The following is a 4,806-nucleotide window of genomic DNA, read 5'->3' as shown; positions in this document are numbered from 1 at the left end:
GCCCGGACGGGCGCTCCTACGCCCTGCCCCTCGGCGGCATCCGGCTCGACGAGGGCACGGAGCTGCGGGGGACGGCCGGCGGACGGCGACTCGACGCGGCGGGCCGCGCCGGCGCCGCCACCGAGCGCCCCCTCGCCCCCGCCGCCGCGAACCCGGCCCCGCTGCCCGCGAACCCGGTCGACCCGGGCGCCCCGGGCCCCTACCGGACCGTCAGCGGCGAGTACGCCCTGCGATCCGTACGTCTGCCCGGTCTCCCGCAGCCCGTCGAGATGCGCGCCACGGTGGTCGGCCCGGCCGGAGCTGCGGGGAAGCGGCCGGTCGCCCTCTTCCTGCACGGCCGCCACGACACCTGCTACACCCCGGGCACGGAGGACGTCCGGATCACCTGGCCGTGCCCGGCGGGCACCCGGCCGATCCCCAGCGAGCAGGGCTATCTGCGCGCCCAACGGCTCCTGGCCTCCCAGGGGTACGTGACGCTGTCCATCGCCGCGAACGGCGTCAACGGACAGGACGGGGACCTGGAGGACGCCGGCGCCCAGGCCCGCTCCTCCCTCGTCCGGCTGCACCTCGCCCGCTGGGCCGACTGGGCCGCCGACCGGGCCTCGGCCCCGGCGGCCGTACGGAAGACCGCGCCCGCCGACCTCTCGCGGGTGCTCCTCGTCGGGCACTCCCGGGGAGGCGAGGGCGTCAACCGGGCCGCGCTCGACAGCCTGAACCCGCCGCCCGCCGCCCAGGACGGCTACCGGGGCCCCGTACGGTGGAAGATCCGCGGCAACGTCCTGATCGGGCCCACGGTGTTCGGCCAGAACCCGGCGCCCGACGTGCCCTCCACGACCATCCTGCCGGGCTGCGACGGCGACGTGTCCGACCTCCAGGGCCAGATCTACGTCGACGGCACCCGCGGCGTCAGCAGGGGCGCCGCCCTGCACAGCGCGGCCTACGTGGTCGGCGCCAACCACAACTTCTTCAACAGCGAGTGGACTCCGGGGCAGGCGAAGGCACCGGCCATCGACGACTTCTCGTCCGACGACGGGGTCGACCCGGTCTGCTCCCCCGGCACGGCGACCCGGCTGACGGCGACGCAGCAGCAGGCCGTCGGCGCCACCTACATCGCTGCGTCCGCCCGGCTGTTCGTCGGCGGCGACGACGCGGTCCGGCCGCTGCTCGACGGCACCGGCCGCCGCGCGCCCTCGGCGGGCCCGGCGCGGGTCCTCACCCACGCCGTCGGCGCCCACCGCACGCCCGCGTTCCTGCCGGGCTCCTCGGTCACCGTCTCCGGCGGCGGCCGGCTGTGCGCCCAGGTCGACCCCGACGCCACGCGCGCGTGCCTGTCGCCCGAGGAGGGCTGGTCGCCGCACTTCGCGTACTGGGAGACGTCTCCCGAGCCGGGCCGTGACGCGGTCGCGATGCAGTGGACGGGTGCGGGAACCCCGGTCACGGTCCGCCCGTCCCGGCCGGTCTCCCTCGCGGGCGCCGAGTCCCTGGCGCTGCGCGTGATCGTCCCGCCCAACAGCACCGGCACCGAACTGGACGTCGCCCTGACCGACGCCTCCGGCCGCCGCGCGCAGCTGGGCCGTATCCGCGTCGACGGACTGCCGGGCAGCCCGCGCACCGCGGCGTACTGGAGCCGTGAGGTCCGCGTACCGCTGTCCGCCGCGGCACGGGCGGGCCTGGACCTGAAGCGGATCGACACCCTCCGGCTGACCCCGCGCGGCGGCGCGGGCCGCGCCTGGCTCATGGACGCGTGGGGCTGGCGCCCCGGCACCCCGGCGGTGAACCCCTCGCCGCTGACGCGCGTCGACCTCGGCCGCCTGACGGTCGCGGAGGGCGACTCCGGGGTCCGGACCTACCGGGTGCCGGTGACGGTCTCCGGACAGGGCAGCGGACAGGTCCGCCTGTTCGTCCCCGGGCCGGGCACCGACCGGGTCACGTCCCGCACGGTGACGGTGCGGCCGGGACGCCATGACATCGACGTGCCGGTGGAGGTACGGGGCAACACGCGCTACGACTACGACGTGCGGCACGACGTGCTCGTCAAGGCGGTGCGCGGCACCGTCGTCGGAGCGCACCGGGGCGGAGTGACCGCACGGAACGACGACCCCATGCCCACCATGCGTCTGACGCCCGTCGCCGACGACGTGACCGAGGGTTCGGCGCTGAGCTGGAAGGTGACGCTCTCCGCGCCGGCCGATGTCGAGATCTCGGGCGAGATCCTCCTGAAGCCGGTGACCGGCGGCCCGGAGCTCTCCACGGCGGACGTCGACCCGGCCTGGCTGGAAGCGCAGTTCGGCGAGGTGCCGAATCCCGCGAGGCCGCTGTCCGGGGTGTCGGAAGGCGGCACACGCCTGTGGCTCTCCGTCCCCGCCGGCGAGACGACCGTGCAGGTGACCGTCCCCACCGTCAGGGACGGGGTGGCGGAGCCGGCGGAGTCCCTGCGGGCCGCGCTGTCCACCTACGACGAGCACTGGGAGCCGGTCCCGGGCCCGGAGTTCATGGGCAGGGTGCGCGACGCGGCATGAGCTGACGCGCCATCGTGGCGCCACATGGCACCAGTAGGTGCCATGTGGCGCCATTTCACGTCACCGACAGCAGCCACGCACACCTGAGCGCACAGCCATCCAGCAGGGCGCCATCACGTTTACGCAGGTCAGAGCACTTACGGGCAGATGGCGCCACATCGACTCCACTCCAACGCTTGCACATGGCGCCAGAGTGGTGCCATGATGACGTCATGGACCTCACCCCGTATGTCGACACCCTCCGCCGCGAACTCGCGGTGGCCGCCGAAGCCGGCGGCGAAGAGGCACGCGAGCTGGCCGAGCGGCTCACCGCTCCCCTGGAGTCGGCCGCCCGGCTGACCATGCTCAACGTGCTCTCCGCCGCGACGGACGAGATCACCCGTGAACTCGCCCCCGGTTCGGTCGACGTACGGCTCCGGGGCCTCGACCCCGACTTCGTGGTGACGCCCCCGCCCACGGGCGGCGCCCCCGCGGAGCCGGAGGCCGCCGCCGAACCGCTTCCGGCCCCGGCTCTCGCCGAGGGCGACGAGGGCGGCACCGCCCGCGTCAACCTGCGCCTGCCGGCCCACCTCAAGACCCGCGCCGAGGAGGCCGCGGCCCGCGAGGGCCTGTCGGTCAACGCCTGGCTGGTGCGGGCCGTGTCGGCCGCGGTCGGCGGCGGCACCCGGCCGCGCACGCCGGAGAGGCCCCAGACCATCGGCCAGAGCATCACGGGCTGGGTGCGCTAGCCACGTCACCGGCCCGCACCGCACCACCCGCACCACTTCACCCACCCCACGTCCCACCTGCGGGGACGACCTGAAGACTCAAGAGGACGGGACAGCCATGCCTTCTTTCGACACTCCCGAACCGATCTCGGCCACGGCGCGCGTGGAGGCCGGTTCCATCCAGTTCATCGCGGGCGACCGCGCCGACACCGTCGTCGAGGTGCGGGCGCGCAACCCGAAGAAGGACCTGGACGTGAAGACGGCCGACCAGACCGAGGTCACCTACGCGAGCGGCGTACTGACCGTCAGGACGCCGAAGTCCAACATGTTCGGCCGCACCGGCGTCGTCGACGTCACGGTCGAACTGCCCGCCGGCTCGCGGGTCGACGTGACCGGCGCCTGGACCCAGGTGATCGGCGAGGGCCGGCTCGGCGAGGTCCGCGCGAAGACCTCGTCCGGCGACGCCCGCTTCGACACCACCGGCCCGCTGCACCTGACCGCTTCGCACGGCTCGATCACCGTGGACCGGGTCGAGGGCAAGGCCGAGATCACCACCAGCTCCGGCAGCATGCGCGTCGGCACCGTCGACGGCCCCGCCGTCCTGAAGAACTCGCACGGCACCACGACCCTCCGCTCCGTGACCGGCGACCTTCGGGTGAGCGGCGCCAACGGCGACATCGAGGTCGGCCGCGCCGAGGCCTCGGTCGTCGCCACCACCGCCCACGGCACCCTGCGCGTCGGCGAGGTGGCGAGCGGCACCGTCCAGCTGGAGACCTCCTACGGCGCGATCGAGGTCGGCATCCGCGAGGGCGTCGCCGCCTGGCTCGACGCCCACTCGGCCTCCGGCCAGGTCCGCAACGCGCTCACCGCGTCCGAGACGCCGGGGAAGGCCGAGGACACGGTCGAGGTCCGCGCCCGCACCAAGCACGGCAACATCGACATCCGCCGCGCCAAGGCCTGAGCACCGCCACCCGAAAAGCTCCCCTCTCCCTCCCCCCTTCACCCTTCACCCTTCACCCTTCACCAGGAGGGCCCATGCCTTCTTCTGTCATGCCCATGCCCAGCCAGACGGGCGGCCGCCCGTCCCCGGCCGCCGTCTCCGCCGTCGGCCTGCGCAAGTCGTACGGCGACAAGACCGTCCTCGACGGCATCGACCTGCACATCCCGGAGGGCTCGGTCTTCGCCCTCCTCGGCCCGAACGGCGCGGGCAAGACGACCGCCGTGAAGATCCTGTCCACCCTCATCACCGCCGACGGCGGCCAGGCCCGGGTGGCGGGCCACGACCTGGCGGGATCACCGCAGGCGGTCCGGGCCGCGATCGGCGTCACGGGCCAGTTCTCCGCGGTCGACGGCCTGATCACGGGCGAGGAGAACATGCTCCTGATGGCCGACCTCAACCACCTGTCCAAGCAGGAGGGCCGCCGGGTCGCGACGGAGCTCCTGGAGCGCTTCGACCTGACGGAGGCGGCGAAGAAGCCGGCCTCCACGTACTCCGGCGGCATGAAACGCCGCCTGGACATCGCGATGACCCTGGTCGGCAACCCGCGGATCATCTTCCTCGACGAGCCGACCACCGGCCT

4 protein-coding genes are annotated in these 4,806 nt (G+C 74.1%); all 4 read left to right on the top strand.

The window, feature by feature from the left end:
• A partial coding sequence (locus CCN56_RS37825; RefSeq protein WP_086832206.1) for a hypothetical protein occupies positions 1-2,519 on the top strand: 2,519 nt, incomplete at its 5' end.
• 212 nt (positions 2,520-2,731) lie between these two features.
• Positions 2,732-3,247 carry a toxin-antitoxin system HicB family antitoxin gene (locus CCN56_RS37820; protein ID WP_086832205.1) on the top strand — a complete coding sequence of 172 codons (516 nt, stop codon included), beginning with the start codon at positions 2,732-2,734 and terminating at the stop codon, positions 3,245-3,247.
• A gap of 97 nt (positions 3,248-3,344) precedes the next feature.
• Positions 3,345-4,187 (top strand): DUF4097 family beta strand repeat-containing protein, encoded by an 843-nt coding sequence (locus CCN56_RS37815; protein WP_086832204.1) that lies wholly within the window; start codon positions 3,345-3,347, stop codon positions 4,185-4,187.
• Positions 4,188-4,261: 74 nt separating this feature from the next.
• Positions 4,262-4,806 (top strand): ABC transporter ATP-binding protein (locus tag CCN56_RS37810; RefSeq protein WP_256962379.1); only part of this gene is annotated, 545 nt, incomplete at its 3' end.

Source organism: Streptomyces sp. NRRL B-24572, from assembly GCF_002156145.1.
Classification (GTDB): domain Bacteria; phylum Actinomycetota; class Actinomycetes; order Streptomycetales; family Streptomycetaceae; genus Streptomyces; species Streptomyces vietnamensis.
Note: the sequence above shows the minus strand (reverse complement) of the source record. Positions and strands in the feature narration are given on the sequence as shown.

Coding starts and splice junctions, on each gene's coding strand:
- CCN56_RS37820 (WP_086832205.1), top strand. CDS start 2,732: ATGGACCTCACCCCGTATGTCGACACCCTCCGCCGCGAACTCGCGGTG.
- CCN56_RS37815 (WP_086832204.1), top strand. CDS start 3,345: ATGCCTTCTTTCGACACTCCCGAACCGATCTCGGCCACGGCGCGCGTG.